The 22,016-nt window shown below is 40.2% G+C and carries 31 protein-coding genes and 1 other annotated feature; of the genes, 6 read left to right on the top strand and 25 right to left on the bottom strand.

Features of this window, described 5'->3' with window-relative positions:
- Nucleotides 1-3: 3 nt before the first annotated feature.
- The 4 genes from ACGTNH_RS03635 to ACGTNH_RS03620 form a co-directional block, all read right to left on the bottom strand.
- Complete coding sequence (locus ACGTNH_RS03635) at nt 4-462, bottom strand: GNAT family N-acetyltransferase (protein ID WP_394585043.1); 459 nt, start codon at nt 460-462, stop codon at nt 4-6.
- Between the two features lie 145 nt (nt 463-607).
- Nucleotides 608-1,216, bottom strand: coding sequence for a transglutaminase-like domain-containing protein (locus ACGTNH_RS03630; protein ID WP_394585042.1), 609 nt, complete (start codon nt 1,214-1,216; stop codon nt 608-610).
- Between the two features lie 1,065 nt (nt 1,217-2,281).
- Nucleotides 2,282-2,422 (bottom strand): hypothetical protein, encoded by a 141-nt coding sequence (locus ACGTNH_RS03625; RefSeq protein ID WP_394585041.1) that lies wholly within the window; start codon nt 2,420-2,422, stop codon nt 2,282-2,284.
- Nucleotides 2,423-2,469: 47 nt separating this feature from the next.
- Nucleotides 2,470-2,667, bottom strand: coding sequence for a hypothetical protein (locus tag ACGTNH_RS03620; protein WP_394585040.1), 198 nt, complete (start codon nt 2,665-2,667; stop codon nt 2,470-2,472).
- Nucleotides 2,668-3,024: 357 nt separating this feature from the next.
- On the opposite strand from ACGTNH_RS03620, the gene ACGTNH_RS03615 reads away from it, so the two are divergent.
- On the top strand, nt 3,025-3,447 hold the full coding sequence (locus tag ACGTNH_RS03615; protein WP_394585039.1) for a DUF1801 domain-containing protein: 423 nt from the start codon (nt 3,025-3,027) through the stop codon (nt 3,445-3,447).
- Between the two features lie 364 nt (nt 3,448-3,811).
- Here the strand turns inward: ACGTNH_RS03615 and ACGTNH_RS03610 are convergent, their stop codons facing one another.
- The 17 genes from ACGTNH_RS03610 to ACGTNH_RS03530 form a co-directional block, all read right to left on the bottom strand.
- Nucleotides 3,812-4,087: a hypothetical protein gene (locus ACGTNH_RS03610; protein WP_394585038.1), complete on the bottom strand. Its 276-nt coding sequence runs from the start codon at nt 4,085-4,087 to the stop codon at nt 3,812-3,814.
- Nucleotides 4,088-4,309: 222 nt separating this feature from the next.
- Nucleotides 4,310-5,923 (bottom strand): ABC transporter permease, encoded by a 1,614-nt coding sequence (locus ACGTNH_RS03605; protein WP_394585036.1) that lies wholly within the window; start codon nt 5,921-5,923, stop codon nt 4,310-4,312.
- Nucleotides 5,924-5,948: 25 nt separating this feature from the next.
- Nucleotides 5,949-6,830, bottom strand: coding sequence for an ABC transporter ATP-binding protein (locus tag ACGTNH_RS03600; RefSeq protein ID WP_394585034.1), 882 nt, complete (start codon nt 6,828-6,830; stop codon nt 5,949-5,951).
- Between the two features lie 47 nt (nt 6,831-6,877).
- Nucleotides 6,878-7,450: a TetR/AcrR family transcriptional regulator gene (locus ACGTNH_RS03595; protein WP_394586129.1), complete on the bottom strand. Its 573-nt coding sequence runs from the start codon at nt 7,448-7,450 to the stop codon at nt 6,878-6,880.
- A 145-nt stretch (nt 7,451-7,595) separates the two neighbouring features.
- Complete coding sequence (locus ACGTNH_RS03590; protein WP_394585033.1) at nt 7,596-8,822, bottom strand: MFS transporter; 1,227 nt, start codon at nt 8,820-8,822, stop codon at nt 7,596-7,598.
- 62 nt (nt 8,823-8,884) lie between these two features.
- Nucleotides 8,885-9,141: a binding site (T-box leader), on the bottom strand.
- A gap of 51 nt (nt 9,142-9,192) precedes the next feature.
- Complete coding sequence (locus ACGTNH_RS03585; protein ID WP_394585031.1) at nt 9,193-9,696, bottom strand: SRPBCC domain-containing protein; 504 nt, start codon at nt 9,694-9,696, stop codon at nt 9,193-9,195.
- 26 nt (nt 9,697-9,722) lie between these two features.
- On the bottom strand, nt 9,723-10,049 hold the full coding sequence (locus tag ACGTNH_RS03580; protein WP_394585030.1) for an ArsR/SmtB family transcription factor: 327 nt from the start codon (nt 10,047-10,049) through the stop codon (nt 9,723-9,725).
- Between the two features lie 100 nt (nt 10,050-10,149).
- Nucleotides 10,150-10,710, bottom strand: a complete 561-nt coding sequence (locus tag ACGTNH_RS03575; RefSeq protein ID WP_394586128.1) for a GNAT family N-acetyltransferase — start codon at nt 10,708-10,710, stop codon at nt 10,150-10,152.
- 171 nt (nt 10,711-10,881) lie between these two features.
- Nucleotides 10,882-11,253, bottom strand: a complete 372-nt coding sequence (locus tag ACGTNH_RS03570) for a VOC family protein (protein WP_394585029.1) — start codon at nt 11,251-11,253, stop codon at nt 10,882-10,884.
- Nucleotides 11,254-11,283: 30 nt separating this feature from the next.
- Complete coding sequence (locus ACGTNH_RS03565; RefSeq protein WP_394586126.1) at nt 11,284-11,718, bottom strand: VOC family protein; 435 nt, start codon at nt 11,716-11,718, stop codon at nt 11,284-11,286.
- A 204-nt stretch (nt 11,719-11,922) separates the two neighbouring features.
- On the bottom strand, nt 11,923-12,711 hold the full coding sequence (locus tag ACGTNH_RS03560; protein ID WP_394585027.1) for a phosphotransferase: 789 nt from the start codon (nt 12,709-12,711) through the stop codon (nt 11,923-11,925).
- Nucleotides 12,712-12,742: 31 nt separating this feature from the next.
- Entirely contained in the window at nt 12,743-12,994 is a 252-nt protein-coding gene (locus ACGTNH_RS03555; protein ID WP_394585026.1) for a hypothetical protein, read from the bottom strand.
- Nucleotides 12,995-13,045: 51 nt separating this feature from the next.
- Nucleotides 13,046-13,402 (bottom strand): hypothetical protein, encoded by a 357-nt coding sequence (locus tag ACGTNH_RS03550; protein WP_394585025.1) that lies wholly within the window; start codon nt 13,400-13,402, stop codon nt 13,046-13,048.
- Nucleotides 13,403-13,409: 7 nt separating this feature from the next.
- The gene (locus ACGTNH_RS03545) at nt 13,410-13,604 is read right to left on the bottom strand and encodes a DUF6199 family natural product biosynthesis protein (RefSeq protein WP_394585024.1); all 195 of its coding nucleotides are present in this window, start codon (nt 13,602-13,604) and stop codon (nt 13,410-13,412) included.
- Between the two features lie 307 nt (nt 13,605-13,911).
- Nucleotides 13,912-14,388 (bottom strand): SRPBCC family protein, encoded by a 477-nt coding sequence (locus ACGTNH_RS03540; RefSeq protein WP_394585023.1) that lies wholly within the window; start codon nt 14,386-14,388, stop codon nt 13,912-13,914.
- A gap of 25 nt (nt 14,389-14,413) precedes the next feature.
- On the bottom strand, nt 14,414-14,797 hold the full coding sequence (glxB, locus tag ACGTNH_RS03535; protein ID WP_394585022.1) for a methylglyoxalase: 384 nt from the start codon (nt 14,795-14,797) through the stop codon (nt 14,414-14,416).
- Between the two features lie 45 nt (nt 14,798-14,842).
- The gene (locus tag ACGTNH_RS03530; RefSeq protein ID WP_394585021.1) at nt 14,843-15,115 is read right to left on the bottom strand and encodes an ArsR/SmtB family transcription factor; all 273 of its coding nucleotides are present in this window, start codon (nt 15,113-15,115) and stop codon (nt 14,843-14,845) included.
- A 187-nt stretch (nt 15,116-15,302) separates the two neighbouring features.
- Here ACGTNH_RS03530 and ACGTNH_RS03525 point away from each other — a divergent pair, with 187 nt between their 5' ends.
- Both ACGTNH_RS03525 and ACGTNH_RS03520 read left to right on the top strand, forming a co-directional pair.
- A complete protein-coding gene (locus tag ACGTNH_RS03525) occupies nt 15,303-15,644 on the top strand; it encodes a PadR family transcriptional regulator (RefSeq protein ID WP_394585020.1) in 342 nt (113 codons plus the stop codon).
- Nucleotides 15,645-15,647: 3 nt separating this feature from the next.
- Nucleotides 15,648-16,403 (top strand): HAAS domain-containing protein, encoded by a 756-nt coding sequence (locus ACGTNH_RS03520; RefSeq protein WP_394585019.1) that lies wholly within the window; start codon nt 15,648-15,650, stop codon nt 16,401-16,403.
- A 20-nt stretch (nt 16,404-16,423) separates the two neighbouring features.
- On the opposite strand, the gene ACGTNH_RS03515 is transcribed toward ACGTNH_RS03520, so the two are convergent.
- Together ACGTNH_RS03515 and ACGTNH_RS03510 are read right to left on the bottom strand one after the other, a co-directional pair.
- Nucleotides 16,424-17,551: an MFS transporter gene (locus ACGTNH_RS03515; protein ID WP_394585018.1), complete on the bottom strand. Its 1,128-nt coding sequence runs from the start codon at nt 17,549-17,551 to the stop codon at nt 16,424-16,426.
- Nucleotides 17,552-17,621: 70 nt separating this feature from the next.
- Complete coding sequence (locus ACGTNH_RS03510) at nt 17,622-18,158, bottom strand: TetR/AcrR family transcriptional regulator (protein ID WP_394585017.1); 537 nt, start codon at nt 18,156-18,158, stop codon at nt 17,622-17,624.
- 200 nt (nt 18,159-18,358) lie between these two features.
- On the opposite strand from ACGTNH_RS03510, the gene ACGTNH_RS03505 reads away from it, so the two are divergent.
- Together ACGTNH_RS03505 and ACGTNH_RS03500 are read left to right on the top strand one after the other, a co-directional pair.
- Nucleotides 18,359-19,303 carry a nucleoside hydrolase gene (locus tag ACGTNH_RS03505; RefSeq protein ID WP_394585015.1) on the top strand — a complete coding sequence of 315 codons (945 nt, stop codon included), beginning with the start codon at nt 18,359-18,361 and terminating at the stop codon, nt 19,301-19,303.
- Between the two features lie 130 nt (nt 19,304-19,433).
- Nucleotides 19,434-19,961 (top strand): DUF2179 domain-containing protein, encoded by a 528-nt coding sequence (locus tag ACGTNH_RS03500; RefSeq protein WP_394585014.1) that lies wholly within the window; start codon nt 19,434-19,436, stop codon nt 19,959-19,961.
- A 44-nt stretch (nt 19,962-20,005) separates the two neighbouring features.
- On the opposite strand, the gene ACGTNH_RS03495 is transcribed toward ACGTNH_RS03500, so the two are convergent.
- On the bottom strand, nt 20,006-20,566 hold the full coding sequence (locus ACGTNH_RS03495; RefSeq protein WP_394585013.1) for a GNAT family N-acetyltransferase: 561 nt from the start codon (nt 20,564-20,566) through the stop codon (nt 20,006-20,008).
- Nucleotides 20,560-20,739, bottom strand: a complete 180-nt coding sequence (locus ACGTNH_RS03490; RefSeq protein ID WP_394585011.1) for a hypothetical protein — start codon at nt 20,737-20,739, stop codon at nt 20,560-20,562. The genes ACGTNH_RS03495 and ACGTNH_RS03490 overlap by 7 nt, the downstream gene beginning before the upstream one ends.
- 131 nt (nt 20,740-20,870) lie before the next feature.
- Between ACGTNH_RS03490 and ACGTNH_RS03485 the strand changes: the two genes are divergently transcribed.
- Nucleotides 20,871-21,875, top strand: coding sequence for a LytTR family transcriptional regulator DNA-binding domain-containing protein (locus tag ACGTNH_RS03485; protein WP_394585010.1), 1,005 nt, complete (start codon nt 20,871-20,873; stop codon nt 21,873-21,875).
- Nucleotides 21,876-22,016: the final 141 nt, after the last annotated feature.

Raw genomic sequence — 22,016 nt, 5'->3', positions numbered from 1 at the left:
GAGTTACGTCAATTTGAGTCTAAGGCGTGGACCTTTTTCTTCAAAACCCTTTCCTTTATAAAAAGAGACCGTCCTGCTCCACTTTTCCGGATTAGGTGCACCTACTTCAATGATTTTCCAACCGCATTTGGATCCTTGTTCTTTTACAGCTTGAATAAGTTTATCACCTAATCCGTCAGATCTCACATCAGGCCGTACATATAGTTCTTGAATAACACCCATAGAGCCTCGTGCATATAAGGACGTTACTTCTTGAACGGAAATCATTCCGATACATTCTTCTTCTTTAAATGCCAAAAATACTGTGTAAAGGTGATTTTCTTTGTTTAGTAAATCCTCACAAACATCTAACACTTCATTTTTACAGACAGTTCTCTCACTCAATTCTGAAAAAAGTTCTGCTGCCATTTCTGCTACAAGTGGAGCCTCATTCAGATTAGCCTTTTTTATTGATACACACATTTCAATACCTTCTTTTTGTACATGTTAAGTAAACTTATTAAAACAAACGGAAAACCTGTTTTATAAATATCTTGTATTAATCGGTGTCTACAACGAGAGCTTCAGCTCTACGCGCCGATTTTTTCACTCTACCTCCACATAATCATTATAAATAATCAGGGAGATGATATTTATACATCTTTATCGCGTTTGTGTTTGCCTGTAAAGTAGCAATAGTCTTATCATTAGGTTTTGTATAAATCGTAGAGTAATCTTTCTCATCAAATTTTTCTTGAACTGAAAAAGCTAATTTTTCTACATCAAGAGAAAATTCTGCTTGAACTCCAGGTTTATTCCCACGAGCATCTATTCTTACCCACCGATTATACGAACTCAGAAATACTCCATTTAGAGTATGAAGAGAATAGCCCTTATCTGGTGTATCAAAGATCATCAACCTTTGATAACAGAATCCAGTCGGTATTCCTTCCCCCCTTAATAGCGCAGCTAATAAGTTAGATTTTGCATAACATATACCTTCCTTATGTTTTAATACCTCAGCTGCTGTACAAGTAACACGTGTACCTTGAATATCCCAGGAGTGAGAAACTTCATCTCGTACAAATTCAAAAGCCACTTTGACCTTTTCAATTTCTGTCTGCTCATTATTAAATAATACCGTCGCAATATCTTTAATTGAGGGGTGAGAATAATTTACGACCTCTGTTTCTTCTAAATAGTCTGTAATATTTCTAGATTCTGGTATTAGATTCATGTTTTTTAAGTAATCCTCCCTTTTGTTATTTTCGAATTATTATACATAAATATTTATTTTTATACAATAATGTTTAGATTATCTCGAAACTGAGTCTTACACAAACCTGCCCGTTAGCAAAAAAGCGATTGCTCTTATTGAACAATCGCCCCTTTTCAGGAATACTTGAATTCAAGATTATATAAACTTTATGAAGTTGAAGCTTGTAAAATCGTTGAATCCCATTTTAAAAAAGAAGATATCTCTAAATGAACTCAATGATTCTAATAAAATTAATTTTTTTCAAAAGCTAGCTTTATTCCTAAAGAAATGAGTGCAATTCCCGTTATTCGTTCAAAGATCCTTTCAACAAAAGGTTTTTTAAACCACGAACTAATGTAATTAAATGTCGGCGTCTGACCCCCGGTGCGTTACCACTTTAGCAGAGCGGGGGTCAGGTACCGATATTTTAATTGCAATCATTCAAAAATGTCCCAAAAATGATATTGTCTCGAAACTGAGTCTTCAACAATTTTGGCCGTTTTTTAAAGACTCAGTTCCGAGATATATACCCATTAGTTGAACAAGATTCATTGGATAAATCGTAAAGATAGAAAACCTATCATTCACATATCAACAATGAACTTTAAAAGAGCCAAAAAAAGAGCGATATCTATTTCTAGACAATCGCCCTCTTCTATTGAATCACTACAAATTGGTTCCTTGCATTGGATTTCTACTCCCGGTCAAGCCTAAGCTCCTTCAACCAAATCCCGTCGATTATAACCAAAAATGTCGGCGTCTGACCCCCGGTGCGTTACCACTTTAGCAGAGCGGGGGTCAGGTACCGATATTCTTTTGACTTCACATGTCTATTAAGGATGTCTTCCGTGGGAATATGATGTCCCCCGTTTTGCACTCGCAAAGCAACTCGTTCAATATTCTGTTGAACATCTTCTAATCCAAGATAAAACATCGTTATTTCAAAACCATTTTCTCGAGCTGTTTTAATTCTTTGCAGAAATGTCCTTCCTGAAAGTGTCGTTTCTACAGAGAAACTCCTCTTATTTTTAATACAATCTTTGGCTAATTTAATGGCTGACCGGCCTGCTTGGACTCCGGATTAGATTGATCTAAATGTCTTGCAATTCCGTCTGGATCTATATTCGTCTCAATACCAATCTTGTCTATAATTAGATTTCGTATTGTGCTTTTTCCCGCTTTCATTGTTACCTGCAAAAACGTACATTATTGGTTTGTCACTAGAGCTTTTTTTATTTTTCCAGATCTTCTTCAGTATATGGTTTTATCTCACCATTAGGGAATTCTTTGACTAATCCATCTTTTGTAGCATAAACAATGGAGGTATTGTTTACTTTAGCATCTATTTTGGCTCTTTCTCCCGTCATTTTAGCCCATTGATTAACCCAACCATATTTTCTTTTACTTGAGTGTTCGTTGTATTCAAGCATAATAAATCCACCACCTAAATCATCGTTATTCTTATTTGTATTATATCATACGATAAAGCTATACAATTAACCTCCCATTTATCATTAATAAGAGCATATTTTCACACTTTATCGCAAAACTGAGTCTTCCACAAACCCGCCCGTTAGCACAAGAAGCGATAGCCACTGTGCAGCTTTTGCCCCTTTTAATAGAATAAGGTATTGATTTCGAAATACTCCAGGAATGGTTGATTTCTTCTCTAGTTGTGTCCTATTTAAAATAGTTGGGGGTTTTTCTATTGAAAATGTTGCAGGTGATTCTTTATCTTTATGGAATAATATAGTATGACTAAAAACCGGAAAAGAGGAGCGCTGAAAATGTACGAACTAAAAACAAAAGAAAACGACGGGAATGTCATAGAATTCTTAGAAAAAGTTGATAATCCTAAAAAGCGCGATGATGCCTATAAATTGTTAGACATTTTCACAGAAACCACAGGATACAAAGCGAAAATGTGGGGGACAAGTATTATTGGCTTTGGATCCTATCATTACAAATATAAATCTGGCCATGAAGGGGAATTTCTTCTTGTAGGCTTTTCCCCCAGAAAAGCTAGCTTAAGCTTGTATTTTGCGACGGGCGATCCAGATCGTGAGGAGTTGCTGAAAGACTTAGGAAAACATAAAACAGGAAAAGCATGCGTGTATGTCAATAAACTTGAGGACATTGATTTAGAAGTGTTAAAGACTTTAATCAAACAATCTGTTGAGTTTTTACAAAAAACTTACCTTGGCGAGTAAATGGTAAGGAAGGATAAAGCAAATAAGTTGCTAAGTGATAAAGAGTGACGTTTGATATGGTTATGGCAATTGATCATATAGTGGAACTTGGATAAATCCAATAGTCTTAGAGCCATTGTAAACACTCTAACCTTTTTTATTTGGCTTTCAGTAAAATAACATTAGTTTACTCGGTATCTCATCGAGTATTTTTTTCTTTAAGATCGTTTAACTTTCCACTATCCTTCCCGATTCTAAAAATGAAAGAAGGCCACTATTCTTATTGAATAATCGCCCCAATCAGCATAAGACTCGGCTTCGAGATACCTCTTACTTTTCTTTTACTTTAACAGCCGTTAGTTTAAATGTTCCTTATACACATGCTTTAGGTCCCAAAATTACCTAAAAAAATCATTAAAACAATATACATCACTATGCACACAAAAAACACCATAGCAATAGATGAAATAATTAAAGCAATTATTTTTAAAAAACCCTTCTCGCTTTTCAGTGCAGTAATAAAAGAGGCAAGTAAAAGAGAACCCAATAATAAAAATGACCATGGTCCAAGTACCAGATTCAATAGCCATACAATAACCAAAAATACAACTATTGAAGCGACTATTAATAATAAAGAGACTAGAGCCAGATTCTTTTTCAACAATCACCACTCCTCGCTATCATCTATTATGAGGGAACAATAAACAACATTCTAAGCTTCATTGGATAAATCGTAAAGATAGATAACCTGTCATTTAAATATCAACAATGAACTTTAACAGAGCCAAAAAGAAAGAGCGATATCTATTTCTAGACAATCGCTCTCTTCTATTGAATCACTGCAAATTGGCACCTCGCATTGGATTAAAACTCGCGGTCAAGCCTAAGCTCCTTCAACCAAATCCCGTCGATTATAACCAAAGTGGCCAATGACCATCATAGCGATACTGGCCGCTGTGATAATAACAAAAATCAACAGATCAAAATCCTCTAATGGTATTCGCGGGATCCAGCTCTGGATCGCTGTATTTAACAACCATTCGGGTAAGTCTGCTATACCTCCAAAGTAGTTTAGCAAAAAGGAATAGGCAAGATACACGTAAACCATCTTACCTAGTTTAGGTGCCCAGCCGAGGGCTAAAGCCGCTAAACCGGTAAAGAATAAGACAGATGGTAAAAAGTTAAAGCCGGCAGCGAGGAAATCCATCATCCCCATCGTTGTTGTATCTTCCATGGCAGCGATAGCTGTACCTCCAAGACTGCCTGCAGCTAATACAATTCCTGCTACGCCTGCAAAGATGGATAAACTGATACTAGTCCAGTAGAATCGGCTTCGTGTGACTCTAGTGGCGTAAAGCTGACTTAAGTGTGACCGGCTTTCTTCAGCGAAAAGTTTATTGACAATGACAATTGGCAAAATAGAAACGAGGGCAGTCATGACGACCATAATCGTCCCCGTGAATGATTCTTCAATCGAGGCTTCGGAGTTCGCAAACATCTGCTGCACGATTTCATTACTCTCAATAAAGGTCTGCATATCGCCATATATGGAACCATAGGCTGCTCCCATAAGGACAAATGCAATCAGCCAGCTAATCATTACACCTTTGTTTAACTTGATAAACAAACCGTGGACAGACAATAATGATTTCTTGGCTCTTTCCCGTCCTCCTCTTTCTGGAAGATAGCCGGCGCCCATATCGCGTGCTCCTTCCAGGGCAAACGCGATGACGACCATGACCAGACTGAACACCAACGCATAAATAAGCAGCATCCCGTTATTTTCCGTGAAGGGATAGGTTAAATACGTCCATCCTAAAGGATTAACCATGGACAGGTCCACATTTGAGACATCGGTTCCTGCACGAATAATGTAAAGGAGTCCTATGATCCCAAGGGCTGATCCTGTGGCTCCCGAGGAAGCAGGCATAATTTGTGCCATCACCAGCGCAATCCCGGCACCGATCATGCCAGCCATTCCGATCGAAGCACCGAATAAAAGGGAGCCTTCCACTGATATTGTATCCACTCCGAAACTAATCATGACGCCGCTGATCAACAGCGCTAATAATAGATTAATAAAAACAACTTCCATCATGGTGGCAAGAGAGTTTGCCTGGCGTCCAATTTGAAAGGAGCGTATGATTTCAGTCAGTCCAAGATTCTCCTCTTTCCGTGTATGACCTACCACGTGCAAAACTGAAAGGACCATGGCGAATATTCCGCAGAACAGTAACATTTCATGGGAGTACATGGCTCCTAACGTATACGCCTCCGCTGTTTCTACCGGCGTAGGACCTACCATGGCTGTCATCGCAGGGTTTTGTAATGTTTCATACATTCCAATCAGGCCCTGGCCTTTTGCTATTTCTTCAAAAGCTGGAACGTAGGCAGCTGAAAATAAGCCGAGTCCTGCCACCCAGACGATTATTTTTTTCCAATCTCGTTTTAAGTAAAGCAGGAACAGGATGTTCCAGCCTGCAAATTTTTCCTTCATCGTCGTTCATCCCCCTTTCAGACTGTTATCCTTCATAATGTCGCATAAACAAATCCTCAAGAGTCGGCGGCACAGATTCAAATTTGTTGACACCCAGTCTGCTTGCTTCTCTTAAAATATCATCAAGGTATTTTTGATCCGCTGAAAATGTCGCCTGATTATCTTTTTGTTCGAAATCAAATACACCCTCTACATGGGCCATTTCAGACACATCACCTGCTGTTGCTAACGTGATGGTAGAACGCGTCAAGTGGCGTAATTCATCCAGACTGCCCGATTCTACAATTTCCCCCTGGCGAATGATAACGACCCTGTCGGCCAGGCGTTCTACTTCACTCAAAATATGAGACGATAACAGGATGGATTTACCGGTTTCTTTGATTTTTTCAACTTCTTCTTGAAAAATCGCCTCCATCAAAGGATCAAGCCCGGATGTCGGTTCATCGAAAATATACAAATCCGAATCAGCAGCTAATGCTGCAATTAAACCAACCTTTTGACGATTCCCTTTTGAATAGCCCTTGGCTTTTTTCTTAGGATCGAGCTCAAAACGTTTAATTAACTCATCGCGTTTCTGCTTATCTCCGCCACCGTGCAATTTAAGAAATAAATCAATAATTTCCCCGCCTGTCAGGTTCCCCCACAAGGTGACATCTCCCGGCACGTAGGAAATGCGTTTGTGAATTTCAATGCTGTCTTTCCAGACGTCCTTGCCAAAGATTTCAGCCATCCCGGCATCTCGTTTAATAATACCAAGTAAAATCCGCAGAGTCGTAGATTTACCAGCTCCATTAGGGCCGATAAAACCGACCACTTCTCCAGCATTGACCTTAAATGTCACGTCACGTAACGCCTCAAACTTACCGAATGTTTTTTGCAGCCCCTGGATATTTACAATTTCCGGCATAACACAAACACTCCTTTTTCCTTAAAATGTTCTTCTCAGCAGTGCGCTTATTTATAAAAACTCAACTTCAGTATTTCAGCATAACGCTGCCAATCTTTAAGATACTGCTCTCCAAATTCGATCATGTTTTCAAACGTATCGATTTTCTGGATGGCTTTATCACCAAATCCAAACATCGTCCAATTAAGGATTTCAATGGCCTTTTCGACATCGATGTCGTCACGGAATTTGGAGTAATCAATATCTTGATAGATGAGCTTTGTACCCTGCTCATAGATAGCATCAACTTTTTCCTTAATAATATCTTTTACTTCAGGCGATTCTTCCTGGATCGAATTCGTCAGAAAATCAAATACGTGAGGGTATTTTTTGTGAATATACAATTTCTGTATGCCAATATTTTCGAGTCTTTTAAATAGATCTCTTTCACTTAAATCAATTTGTTCATAAAGCTGCTCGATAATTTGTACACTGTATTCGATTAAATATACGTAAAGATCTTTCTTGCTATTAAAATAATTAAACAACGATCCTTTCGAAATTCCTGCTTCTTTTACAATGTCGTTTGTTGACGCTTTATCAAATCCATTTTGAACAAATTCCTTTATGGCCGCGTTAATAATCAGTTCTTTCTTTTCACTTTTTAATTTATGAAAGTTGGAATTAATGACCGGAAATCTCCTTTCGTAGTCACTTTGACCAAAATGGTCATTTTAATCATAGCACTATTGACCACTTTGGTCAAATACTGAAAATAAGCAGGCCTCATGCCTTCAAAGCCTCACGCTCTTCTAATTTTCCTGCAAAATGTTTCGCAGTATGAAAGCTTATAAAGCAGAGTACACCAGTAACTACCAGCATCATAAACGCCCCAACGATGACTGCCAGCTGGATTGACACGAATTCAGCAGCCGCACCTATCGATATCGTGGCGCTAATGATAAAAAATGCCTCAATCAAGCCGTAGATACTCGCTACCCTCCCCATTACATGTACAGGAACACGTTCTTGATAAAAGGTGTGAAACCCTGTATTGGCAAAAGCAAGCGAAAACGCCAGCACAATGAATCCTATCGCCGCCACCGTGAAATGAGTGGAAAAGGCGTATATTATATATCCGAATGAAACGAATAATGACCCCATTCCGATCAAAAAGGAAGTGGTCATTTTATGAGCAAATAATATGTTCACCACAGCCCCTGCTGCGATTCCAAAGCCTGCAATGCTTACGAGAAAGCCATATTCCGTGTCTGATAACTGCAGCACTTCCTTAGAAAAAACTGCCTCTAACGAATCCAGAGCGGCCGCCATCACCATCATAAGACTGAACAGAAAATAAACCGCCATGACATAGGGAAAGTTCCGAGAAAACCGCAGTACGACGGTCCAATCCTGCTTGAGCAGCCCTAATGATAAATGCTCCTGTTTCACAGATGCATCCTCCAGTTTAGGCAGCAGCAGGGTGATCCATCCTGATCCTAAAAAGGTTAAAGCATTCACATAGAGCGCCATGTGCGGAGTGCCGAGCATAAACAGCAGACCGGCTACGGCCGGACCTAGTAAGAAGCCGCCGGAATCCAGGAGACTTCTCAATGAATTAAATCTTTTTCTATTTTCTGAAGGGATCCATTTAGTGATGTAGGTCATCGAGGCAGGTTCAAATATCGAACTTCCCATGTTGATCAGAAATACGACGGCATAGATCAGCCCGACGGAGGATAACGAAGGAAGGATAAAGATCAGCACAGCTCTCATAACATCCAGCCCCGACATCAGATTCCGCTGATTCAGCCGGTCAATGATCGTTCCCGCCCAGAAATTCGTGCACAGCGCAGCAAGTGGTTTTAAAATATAGAGAGCCGCTACAGCTAAAGGCGACCCTGTCATATCTAATACGATTAAGTTGAGGGCGATTAAATAAATCCAATCGCCTATGTTTGATAAGCTGATTCCAAATAGAAAGAGCAACGGTTTTTTCCACGATTCCTTCATACAAAAACCTCCTGCATGATCGATTTTGACAATAAAAAAATCCCACCCCCAAGACATGTCGTCTTGGAGGCGAGATTATCATCGCGGTGCCACCCCAGTTTGTTAATACGTCGCCATATTAACCTTATCAGGTACGCCGGCTCTTCCGCTGGTTATACCCTGGCTCTATAACGGGAGCTCCCGTCACACCATCCCCTTACGCAGGATCCGGTGTGATGCTCTGAGGTTTGGTTCAGTAACTTATTCCTGCCCCTTTTCAGCTGCCGGGGCTCTCTGGAAGGAATAATCGTTAGCCTACTCTTCTCTTCATCGCCGTTTGTTATTTCTCTGTATTATCCATTTACCTGCCAAATTTGTAAACAGCTTTTTATCATTTTTCTCCCTTTGATGGTTGTAACAAATAATCGTCTAACTGATGGAATGTGACTGAAAATCCTTCATGAACCATATCCTTCGATTCTCCAAAGGTTTGAAGTTCTTCTTCGGCGGATGTTACAGGAGCCACAACCGCAGTTACGGTTGTTTTTCCTTCGTCCTCAGTGAACGTGAGGGTATTCAGGGTTTCTTTCGGCCAATTGTCGTTAAAAGGGGCACGTATAATGTTACCTTCCTCATCAGTAAAGAAACTGCTGTAAACAATCTTTTCGGGAACAATAATTTCGCTGTACTTAAACTTAACCCACATCGCCTCTCCGTCAGCAGGTTTTTGAGCGTAATGAAACACACCACCCGCACGGATATCTGATGCAGCAACATGAAACGTCCATCCTTTCGGCCCCCACCATTTCTGTAAATGTTCAGATTCGGTGAATGCCTGAAACACAAGCTCGCGCGGCGCATTAAATCGGTGAGTGATTTTCACTTGATTGGACATTGGGTTTCCTCCCATACGTTTAGTTATCATTCTTTGCTTTCCCTTTCTTGTACATCCTGCAAATAACGATCGAGGCTGTCGAACTTTTCTTCCCACATATCACGGTATTCGTTAAGCCATAAATCTAAATCTTTGAAGGGCTCCTGTCTCAGTTTGTAAATGCGGCGGTTTGCTTCTGCGTTAAACTCTACGATTCCGGCACTCAGTAATACCTTAAGATGTTTGGACGCTTGAGGCTGGCGGATATCAAGCTGCTCCGCAATTTTTCCTACGGTCATCGGCCCTTTGCGCAATAAACCTACAATCTCTAATCTTGTGGACTCGGCAAGAGCGCTAAAGATGTTCGTTTTCATTTCCATATGAGCTCCTACCTTTTTATTTAAGTTGTATTATGCTCTCAATATACCATATAAGGAATATACCAGTAAAGGAATATATTGAAAAATAGTCCGATTACTCAGCATTCATGTAATACACAAGGTTATCCGTCCACTCTTCAAATTCATAGATAAACCCTTTCCGTGTACATTCATATATCATTCCCGCACCCTCAGCTAAGCGGATGGAAGGCGTATTATCTAAATTAATGTGAGCTTCGATCCGGTGAAAACCAAGGTCCTTAAAAGCGATGTTTAGTCCTTCCCTCACCGCTTCTTTTCCATAGCCCTTTCCACAGAATTGGTTATGAATTCTATAGCCTAGAATCCCCCATTGAAATTCATCTCTCATGATCGTGCAAAACTCAACCTTACCAATATGTTTCTGGTCCGATTTTCGAAAAACGCCAAATACATAAGCTTCATCCTGCTCAGCTATTTCTTGATGATTGGCAACTACCTCATTAAATTTTTTCTGAGACCAATCGTTCAAATCGATGCCGTCCCCGTCGTATTTGTACTGGGAAGGGAGTCTGCGGCGAAACCCTTCTCTCCAGCGTTCATAGTCCTCGTTCTGCAGTGGTCTTATGATCAAACGTTCTGTTTCTCTTTGAATGGGTTCGTTCGTTTTCAATATGACATCTCCTCTTCTTTAATATATTTTTCTTATGAACCGTTTCGTTAAAATCATTTTGCCGGTTTGCCATAAGCCATCACACCTTTCATTATGTAGCTCTGAATAAACAACAAAGACGTAAACCGTGTGCTGAAGGTTTACGTCCTTTTGATGGGTAAGTTCCTAATGCTGTTATCTGTGCTGATCGATTAAAATAGGGTTGCCATCTGGATCTTCAATCGTAAGACTTTCAGGTCCTTCACTCGTTTCATCAGCTTCAGACAGAAGGTTAATTCCGTTTTCTTTCAACTGCTTCTGAAGCTCCCGGATATCTGTAAACGAATCAACATTTTCAGCATTTTGATCCCAGCCAGGATTGAAAGTCAGAATGTTTTTCTCAAACATGCCTTGAAAAAGCCCAATCACACAGCTTTCATTTTTCATAATCAGCCAATTTTGTGAAATATCTCCACCAAGAGAGTCAAATCCCAGCTTTTCATAAAAGGCCTTAGATTTGGTGATATCTTTCACCGTTAAACTTACTGAAAATGCACCAAGTTTCAAATGAAGCCCTCCTCGATTATTTGTCGGACCCTACGACTTCGACTGATCTTCCGGAACATTTACTTGAAAAGTAACACCGAACTTGTCCTTCACGATTCCATATAAAGGACTCCAATCCGTCTGTTGAAGAGGCATGACAATTTGACCACCGTTTTCCAAAGCACCAAAGATCTCTCTCGCTCTTTCCTCACCTTCAGGATGAATAGCAAGCTGAATCGTATCACCAGGCTGATGAGGCATCCCCTCAAATGTGTCAGAGAACATAAGATCCGAGTCGCCGACCTTTAAATGAGCATGCATCACGCGATCCTTCATCTCCTCCGGCAGCGGGTGATCAGGATCGGACGGCATATCTCCAAACGTCATGATTCCCACCACTTTTCCATCCAGCGTCTTCTCGTAAAAATGGACCGCTTCTCTCGTGTTACCGTCAAAAATTAAGTAAGGGTTCAAACTCATGGACATCATTTAACAGCTCCCTTGAATAATTTGGACAACCAACTCTATTATATTACATTTAACGAGGGGAAACTGATAAACTTCCGTTTTACTTATTTTATTTGGAAATTGCAGCAAAAGATAACGCCCTAACGTCAGAGGATAGCGACCTAACGATAATTCTGCGAAATCTCGAAAAACGGTATGAGGAAAGCCAAGCCCTGCCATAATTTAAATCCATTCATGTTTATGCTCACGAATGAACTTAATATCGCTTTGATAATGCTCAAGATGTCCTTCCTCTATCATTTTTTGAAAAGCCATATCGTTTTCTTCAGCTTTTCTTTTAATGGTTGCACATAACCCTTCTAATCGCTGCACTACGATGTCCATATAATCTTCTTCAATTTTATTACCATACGATTTAAAAAACAGCGCAATTCTTTCTTTTGTACGATCAGAGTGCTGGGATGAATGATAGTAGACCGGCTTCCCTTTCTCAGAATAAAAAACGCGGCTTAAAGGGACGCATGTGTATAGAGTATAAGCAATGTCCCACATTCTTGGTCCAGGAGCTGCAACATCAAAATCGATAATGCCTATTGGACTTTTATCATTAAAAATAATGTTATAGATGGCGAAATCATTATGACATATTACCTCAAATGGTGGAGGGGTGTGATCTAATGGCTGCCAGCTTTCATCGATTGGGAAGTCACTAACGGCCTCGTGGTAGAGACGGAGCATGTTGGCAATTTCCCTTAAAGATTCATTCGACCACATGTATTCTTTTAAAGGATAATGACCAGCTTCGCCTTCTATATGTGTTAAAATCTCTCTATCTTTTTTATCAATACCTAGAAATCTCGGTGCGTATGGAAAATTCTTCTCCTCTAAGTGTTTTAATAGTTTATGAATGTTCGTGCTGCCTGGTTTTAATTCTCTTCGAACGGTACCGCCTGAGAGGTATACGTTTGAGACATTCCCTCCAGTCAGCTTTTCTTCTTCGTGGTTTGTCATCTGAGGTTTCCTCCATAACAACACTAAGTTTTTAAGAAAAGCGATCACACCTGCACTCATATTCCTTAAAGTTATATTCTCTATGTAATCTGAACTCTTTAAAGTCACTTGTAGCAGATTCATAAAGCTTTACCACAGGTGCAGCATCTTTTTTAGCAAAATCCTTTATTTTCATATCGATGTCACCAGTTAAATCTAACCCTAACCGATATTCGTTCATATGTTCATAGAGTTGATTATGCTCACAAACATCATACGTCACCGCTATAAAAAATCGTGTCATTCCATTACCTCACTTTTTACTCCTGAGGACTCCAGAGCATTCAAACTAAGATTATTCATTTTCAATAGTAACTTCACTGGCCGTTTTATTGTCAATTTCGTTATTTTCACCTTTGTCTATGACCCATATATGGACAATGTGGTCCGTTTGACTAACAAATTTCTCTAACTCCTCAAACCGTTCCACCTCGCCGCTGAACTCCGTCTTATCGTCTATTAAAATTTCATAGGCAGGATAAGAGGCTTCCGGGTCTATATCGTCTTCGCCTACAATAATACTATACTCTTTCACTTCAATAATTGTCCCTTGAAAATCCGCATCGTACGTATTATCATCTTCACGATCACAGCCTGCGGCCAACAACAAGATCACCAGTAGGGTCATGATTACTACTTGTTTTCGCATCATATCTCCTTTAATAAAACGTTCCTGCTAACTCAATTACACCTATGATCACAAAAAGCACCCCAAACAACCTCGTTGTTTTTTTATAAAAATTTGAAGGTCCGCCCGAGGCTTTTGATTTCCAACTTTCCCCTACGACCCACCACGAATATGGTGAGGCGATCCCCAGGGTGCCTAGTAGTAATAAAAAAATACCCAGAAACATGAAAAATCCTCCTCATCATTTTACCTTCAGTATCTTAAAAACGAATCCCTTATTTTAATTTACAGTAACCTTTTCTACCTTCTCATAGAATCAAGCCCAACGACCTGCTGCCAACTAATTTCTAATCTCCAATGTATAATCTGAAACGCCACTCTTCTATTCGAATAGAAAATAAAGTTCTCCCCATCCACCTATACGTTTCACTAAAGGGAACCGTTTCACATTCGTCCGCTAATTCAAGATCATATGAAAAAAGCCAAGTTCCCCAGTTACAATCGAGAAACTTGACTATAAAATAAAATCCGAGTTATTTGGATTCAAAGGCAGTGCTATAAAATTCCCTTAACTCAGCTGCGTTGTCTTTCCACTCCACAGGCTGCCCGTTGACGATCTGTCCAAAAGCATCGAGACATCTATGCCAGCCAGCAGCCACATACATTACCATTTCCTTGTCATCAAAAATATGAGTAAAGACCATCTCGCAGCCTTCTCCTTCTTCTCGCAGTGATATTTGTATCACATCATCCACTTCACGGAATTCAAAAGTATGCGGACTTTCCAATTCAGTTATGATGCCTTCATAAGTCGAACCTTCCCCGTCGTCAAAGCCGATTTTTCCGCCTGGCCTAAGATCCATCTCGCCTGTCGCAAAAGGGTACCATTGCATGAAGGAATCAGGATCCGTAATCACACGAAAAACCTCTTCCGGACTATATTGGAAATTGCGTTCAAATCGTAAAGCATAGCGACCATTTACCTCATGAAATGTTCCATATTTACTCATCTTTCACCCTCCCTATCTATTTTGGTTACTGTTGAATGATTTGAATGAGATTGCCGCACGTATCGTCGAAAACAGCCATCGTGAATTCGCCCATATCTGTCGGCTCCATCGTAAATGTTACGCCGTTTTCCACTAATCGTTCGTACTCTTGACGAATATCTGTAACGCCAAACATGGTAACTGGAATGCCGTCAGCAAACAGCTTCTTTTGATACTCTTTAGCCGCTGGATGGTCATTCGGTTCAAGCAAAAGCTCGGTGCCTCCTTGCTCTTCAGGAGAGACAAGGGTGATCCACCTGAACTCTCCGGTAGGGACATCATGTTTTTTAACAAAACCTAAGGTTTCAGAATAAAACTTCAGTGCCTTATCCTGATCTTCTACAAATATACTGGTTACAATAATTTTCATATCGTTGGCCTCCTTTTTTTTAGTCGTCGATTCTACCCGTATCCATTACTCGATCCACCCTTTCAGTAAGTCTTGAAGGGGCTCATTGTTAAAGATAAGTACTCGATATTTCCCCTTTCGTTTTGAAATGACGAGCCCTGCGTCTTCTAATACAGTCAGGTGTTTGCTAATCGCCTGCCGTGAAATGGAAAGGTCGTGCTTCATAATGAGCCGTGCCGTAAGTTCGTACAACGTGAGCTCATTGCGTTCGGCTAATTCGTCTAAGATCAGCCGCCGGGTCGAGTCGCCGAGGGCTTTAAATATAGCGTCTTTGTTCATATTTTAAGTATATGCAACTCATAGGTTGCTGTCAATGATAAGCAACCTATGAGTTACATGTATGAAAAGCAAAAATTACCTTGCATTACAAGACTCATGGTGCTATGTTTATTGTATATCATGTAATACAAGGTAATTCACAACATAAACCCTTGCATTACAAGTTACTAATAAAAGGAGGCGGCACATGTCTAGCACGCAAATGCTTAAGGGTATTATTGATGGCTGTCTGCTCGCCATTATTAATGAAAATGAAGTCTACGGGTACGAACTGGCCCAGAAACTTGAAGATTACGGCTTTGACTCTTTTAGTGAAGGTACGATTTATCCCTTGCTGCTGCGGATGCAGAAAGAAGGATTCGTCACCTCTACGTTAAAAAAATCGACAGCAGGGCCAAGGAGAAAATATTACTCGTTAACCTCAAAGGGAGAACTTGAATTGGGTCACTTTATTGAAAGGTGGGGCCAGCTGCAATCTAACGTAAACCGTGTGCTGCATTATGAATCTGATCAAAAGGAGATGAATTAATCGGTGAATTATGCTCAGCTATCAACAAAAAGTCAGAAGTTTTTAGAAGACTTACGTGTTTATTTATTTTCCAGTGGTAAAAATTCGGACGAAATTGAAGAAATAACCGAAGAACTTGAAGTGCACTTACGTGAAGCTGAAAAACACGGAAAGCCTATCGAAAAAGTCGTCGGTACTTCACCAAAAGAATATATGGAGATGATTTCTGCTGAAATGGTGATCGCCTATCGAACCTGGTTTAAATACATCTGCTTGATCATTCTCGGCTCTTTTTCGATCACCATTTTTCCTGATTTGATGGAAGGCAGCCTTTCTTATTCTGTTCTGGAACTCGTGGGCCACCTGATTATTGCTGCCCTGTTTATCGCTGCCGTTTTTACAGGATTTAAATATTTGGCTGCCAGCCATGCCTCTTTTAATAAACAAGTGTTCTTATTAGGCGGCATCGCCCTTCTGCCCATCGTTTTGTTTGTCGGCCTCATCTATTTCAATCGAGTCATTGACACACCTATCATTTACTTCGGCCAGCCAGGAAGCCTGGTGATTGGTATCATCGCCACACTCGTTATCCTGGGCGTTTCGATTTGGGCCCAATCCTGGATACTCGTCTTCATCGTTGCGTTAATCACTTTACCCGATTATTTCCTAAGCCTTACTTCGCTTCATCAGGAGACTCAATTTATTATCCAGCCTTTGATCGTGATAGTCGGCTTTGCAGTTTATCTTTGGCTCTCCCATCAAGCAGAAAACAATAATTGAGAGCTGTCGGCGGCTCTCAATTATTGTTTCGGCCCGATAAGTGCCGCTCCGATACCGACTAACCCATACAGCATAAACGATACCGCGTAACCCCATGTCCCAATGGACCAGCCTCCAAGTAACGATCCTATAACCTGACCCACCGCCAGCAGCAGAAATGGAACACCAATCCCTAAGGAAGCATTCGTAATGAATACACGGATTCCCCAGACGAGCAGCACGCCGGTTAAAAAAATATAAGAGCTCCCAAAAATTCCAGCCGCTGCGTAAGATAGCAGCCAATTCCCTGGAGTGATTGATAATATAATTGAAGCCGAAGCAATCGCCAAGCTTCCCAGTCGATAAGCAAACGTCAATCCTTTCTTTTCAATTAAAGACCCGGAAAATCCTCCGAGCACTCCGAATAATCCAATGATGACCCAGAAAAAGGAGAGCTGCCACTGCTGATAATCCCCGGATGCTTCAATGAAAGATCTTGAAAATGTCCAGAAGAGTGCGGTGGAAATGCCGAGGGCAAGCGAAGCTGTGATCAAAGTAGAGGATCCACTCACACCTAGGATAGACAGGTTACCTTTTTTAAACGATAACGTTGAACGCTGCTCGTCTTTAGGAATGGCTTTGAAATTCCAAATGAGAATTAGAAATGTCAAAACTGCATAGATGACATACGTCATCCTCCAATTCTCCGCTAAAAACATCGCCCCAACTCCAGAAAGAGCAATGCCTAAGCTCGTTCCTGAATTGATCCATGTATTCGCCTGCCCCTGCTCCTCTTCTTTTATCCAGAGGGAAATCGCCGCGCCATAAGGAGGTGAGGCGAGGCCCGTGCTTCCTCCGGCGAGTAACACACCTGCCGCAAGCAGCCATACATTTGGAGTGAATCCCATCAGCAGCATTCCGGTGAAAGCGGCCAGACCAGCGGAGAGAATCATCCTTCTTGGTCCTTCTTTTGTAGTCATCACCGTAGAAAGTACAATCGTAAGGCAATAGGCTAAGTAAAACAAAGAAGAAACCGCTCCTGAGATAAAATCTGACATGTTAAGCGATTGATTGATCTCAGGAAGAAGCAGACCGAAACTAAACCTGGCCAGTCCATAAGTCGCAGCAATCATCGTCACGCCTGGTAAAACTAATTTTGAAAATTTCATAGGATCCACCCTCTCTATTTTTATATAGAACGACCTTTCTAATTTGATGGTAAAAAAATTACGATGGATGTTAGACAAGTGTCCTCGCCATCGCAATTGAATGTTCAGTTGCTTTCTCTGCACCAATTAGTGTTGTCATGGATGTCGTTCCTTCCAGCAGTAATGTGAATTGATGAGCTAAATCACTTTCGTTATTTTTTCCTTTCCTTTGAGCCAGCTGCTGAAAGTATTGGAGTAATTTGGATTTGTGACCTCGCGCAATGGTTTCAATTTCATTATCCGTTCCCGCATAATCCTCGATCGCTCGTAAAAACATACATCCCCTGTAGGATTCATCTTTTAACCAGCGGCCATGAGCTTCCACAGCCAGGATGAACGGCGACTCTGAATCCATTTCTACATGTTCATCCAGGTAAGACCAGTAGCGTTCTTCCCGTTGCTTGAGCACTTCCTCAACTAAATTGTCCTTAGAAGAAAAATGGTTGTACAGCGTCATAGTTGCTACATTCGCTTCCGTAATAATCTGCTTTAATCCGACGCCTCGAAATCCATGCTCATAAAATAAACGTTCTGCTACTTGAAGTAGCGTATCTTTTTTGACAGACATATTCTGGCCTCCTTTATCAATTAGGTAGAACGACCTTTCTATTAACAGAATACAATTTCTTTCGTTTACCGTCAACCTTATCATCTGCACGAATGTATATAAAACGCGCTTGAAATGAATACACTTTTCACAGTCATATTTCCCATATACTTACATCAACTAATATAACGATAAAAATTACGGGACGCGGAGGGGATCGTATGGCAAAGAAAGTTCTCGTCTTCGGGGATATCGGAGTAGACGATGTGATTGCCCTTATCTATGCCTATTTTAATGATGATATTGAAGTAGTCGGAATCGTAGCCGATTATGGAAACGTGCCAAGAGATGTGGCGGTCGGAAATGTTCATTATTTATTTGAACACTTTGAAGAGGAAAAGATTATTCCCATCATCGGGGGTGCCGAAGCCCCCATGACCGGCGGTACCCCTACGTTTTATCCGGAGATTCATGGGGAGTATGGATTGGGGCCGATTACGCCGGAGCAGTATGAAGGCGAAACGGAGAACTTTTTTGAAATAGTCGACATCATTAATAATCATCGGGACGAACTCACCATCATAAACATCGGCAGGCTCACCGCGCTGGCCACAATGTTCATTTTATATCGGTCGCTCATGAAAGAAGTGAAGGAATACTATATCATGGGGGGAGCCTTCTGGGTGCCGGGTAACGTAACCGCTGTATCCGAAGCTAACTTTCACGCCGACCCTGTTGCTGTAAAAATTGTACTCACCTACGCTGAGAACGTCAAAATTATTCCACTGAATGTGACCGATCACGCCATCGTAACACCTGAAATGGCCGAGTACATCGGTGCAAGAGAACAAACGACAATCGTGAAAAAACTTTTAGACTACTATTATGAATTTTATAAAAGCAGAAACCCTGACATCAAAGGTAGCCCAGTCCACGACGCGCTCACTATGATGGCTCCGCTGCACCCTGACATGTTTCACTATCGACAGCTGCCCGTGCATATCGACACCACAGCTACGGGGATTCTAAGAGGACAAAGCATTGCCGACATCCGCCCTTATATCGAATTTGAAGAAACGGCCAAGCTGCATGATATCGCCTTTCAATTCGATTATCCGCTGTTTTTCAAAGATTTTATGAGTGTGATGACAGGAGAGAGCTTTTAAGGCAGGCTTCTCTCAATCTAACATCCTCAACGCTCATCTTATAAAACGAGATACTTCCCACAATTTCTTATTTTTGGTAAATTGAAAGATAGATCATCATTAGAAATCTATCATTAGAGAGGTTTTCCCAATGCCTAACATCTTATTGATTTTTATATTACAAATTATTTTAGTGCCAACCTTATCCCTTCGAATCATTTTTGTTGTTAAGAACATGAGCGTGCTTGCTGCTATTTTTGGATTTCTCGAAGCGTTAATCTATGTATTTGGTTTATCCATTGTCCTCAGCGGCGAGCAGAGCATTCCAGAAATGCTTGTCTATGCCTTAGGTTTTGCCGCAGGAATATTTTTAGGAAATTACATCGAAAACAAATTGGCTTTAGGCTATACAACGCTTACGGTTAACTTACTGAACAAGAATACTGAACTGGTCGCCACGCTGCGGAACAACGGGTACGGCGTCACTGTATTTGAAGGAACGGGAAAAGACGGGATCCGTTACCAGCTGCAGATTTTGACGAAAAGAAGCCTGGAGGATAATGTGATGAAGACCATCGAAGAATATGACCCAAATGCCTTTGTGATTTCTTACGAGCCGCGTAAATTCAAAGGAGGCTACCTCTTACGATCGATGAAAAAAACAAAGAGAAAAAAATAAATTAGAAGCCGCGGGTGCTTTCCTACTATGCACCCGCTTCTATTTTATCGAACAGTGTCTATAAGCAGCCATTCTTCTCTTGTTAATTTCATATTGATGGAATCAATCCACTCTCCCTCGAACTCCAGCTCTTTTTCTTCGATACTTTCTACAACGAACCCTGCCTTTTTATAAACATTCTTCGCTCTCGGGTTGAAGTCATACACACTCAAAGTTATTTGATGGAGTGTTGTATTTCTAAAGATGTAATCAATGATACGACGGGTTGCCTCCGTTCCCAACCCGCGGTTTCTTCCTCTGGGTCCGATAAGTATTCTAAAATTCATACTGTGGCGCTTCTCGTCGTATAAATTGATGACCACTTCCCCCACTACGATCTCCTGGGAGGAATCTACAATTGTTAGATCTAAGCGGTCAGCCTGCTCATTTCTAGTATTGTACCAATTGTAAACGGCATCCCTGTCGAATTCCGAGGTGCTTCCGGTCAGTTTGATGACTTCGGGATCCTTTAAACATTCCTCTATATAAGGAAAGTCATCCTGTTTAAAAGGTCTTAGAATAATTTTATCTCCGACGATAACTGGTTTTTCGCTTAAATCTACCATTTTACTCCCCCTCCTTTATAAATGTTTTCTCTACCTTTTTTCCTTTTTGAAAGAATGACGGCTGTGAAAAACAAAACGACTGAAATCATTAGTGCATTTGAAGTACCTATAGGAGTGATAAAGAAACTTAAAAATAACACAAAAAATCCCATAAAGAATAAAAAGGTGCTCATTAAAATTCCTCCTCTTCTTTACAGCTGTCCATTTTTAAATGGATCAGCATGTACCAGATGAACCTCTTTTCTTTTCCGTTTTTTTTGACCATAATAAACATGATGTCAATCATACATAAATGAGGAAAGGCGTGTTCTCATTGTCATTACTGACTTTAGAAAATGTCATGAAACAAGAAGACAACCAGACAGTATTAAAAGATATTAATTTAATGATAAAAGAAAAATCTCAAATTGGAATAAAGATGACGAATAAAGAAAGTACTGTTCTTTTCAAACTTTTATCCGGAGAACTAACGCCTTCCAGCGGCCGTATAAAAAAAGAAACAAGCGGCATAGTAACGGAATTTACTGAAGATGGATTATATGAGAATTTAACCGTCTATACCTATTTAAAAATCTTTAAGAAAATTGCTGGTTTCCAGCAACCTTTGGAAGAGTTTATTGGCATTTTTTCTTTATCCGATGTATGGAATACAAAGATCAGCCGATTATCCCTTGATCAGAAAAGAAGAGTCAGCTTATTTCGAATGTCCTTATTTTCCCCCAAAGTGTTATTAATTCAAAGCCCTTTAAGCAACTCCAATGATGATGGAATCGAACTCTATATCAAAGCATTAGAGCACTTTCAAACAAATCATACCGCTATTTTATTTACCTCTCATTACTTAGAGGAATTATTGTTGGTAAGCGATGAGATTTATCGCTACAATCGATTGATTGGTCTAGAGAAGACTGATCTCTCTAACGAAAGTCCATTAATACCAATGGATAAAAATGACCCAAGTATTAGACCGAATCATGTGTATAAAGTATCGAGTAAGTCTGCAGATAAAACCATTTTCTTCAGCCCGGATGAAATTGATTTTATTGAAAGTATTAACAGTGTAAGTAACATTCGAATAGGAGAAGAATATTTTCCTACTGATTTAACGATGAATGAATTGGAAGACAAGTTAACCCATTTTGGATTCTTTCGCTGCCACCGATCTTATTTAGTCAATTTACAGCGAGTTTCGGAACTAGTGAGCTATTCAAAAAATAGTTATACTTTAATTCTAAAAGGGAATCCTAACGCAAAATTACCACTCTCAAGAAATCGATTAGAAGAAATGAAATCATTAATAGAATTTTAGCGTACATTTGAGGTTGAAATGGATTGATTTCAGCCTCTTTTTGTTACATTTAAGCTTTTAACTGGTACTGTTCAACGGATATTTACGACATTTCTCCTGTTTTTCATTAAAGTAGATCCTAGATGGAAATTCATCACATCA

It is taken from the genome of Halobacillus sp. B23F22_1, from assembly GCF_043497005.1.
GTDB lineage: Bacteria > Bacillota > Bacilli > Bacillales > Halobacillaceae > Halobacillus_A.
This window is presented reverse-complemented; position numbering and strand designations above follow the sequence as displayed.